Source organism: Streptacidiphilus sp. ASG 303, assembly GCF_020991365.1.
Lineage (GTDB): Bacteria > Actinomycetota > Actinomycetes > Streptomycetales > Streptomycetaceae > Peterkaempfera.
The window spans coordinates 1-281 of sequence record NZ_JAJLRA010000188.1 but is presented as its reverse complement, the minus strand read 5'-3'; the positions used below and the strand labels follow the sequence as shown (position 1 = coordinate 281).

The window sequence follows — 281 nt, the reverse complement described above, 5'->3', positions numbered from 1 at the left end:
CGCTCTTGGTGAACTGCAGGAAGACGCCAGGGGCGGCCTCGAGCTCGACGGTGTCGTCGTTGACCGACTTGACCGTGGCGTACATGCCGCCGATGGTGCGCACCCCGGAGCCGGGCCCCAAGGTGTTGCGCATCTCGAGAGCCTGCTGCTGCTTCTTCTTGGCTTTGCTCGTCATGAGGTCCATGACGCCCACCATGAGGAGCAGGGGGAGAAGGGTGGTAAGCACGGCTTGAGAGGTCCTTTGCGGGTTCGCGCGGGGCGTCCGGTGTGGGGGGAGGTCT

1 protein-coding gene is annotated in these 281 nt (G+C 65.5%); it reads right to left on the bottom strand.

The genetic code is table 11. The annotated features are described in order from the left end of the window. Nucleotides 1-196 (bottom strand): preprotein translocase subunit YajC (yajC, locus tag LO771_RS30445; protein ID WP_230748391.1); only part of this gene is annotated, 196 nt, incomplete at its 3' end. Nucleotides 197-281 lie beyond the last annotated feature (85 nt).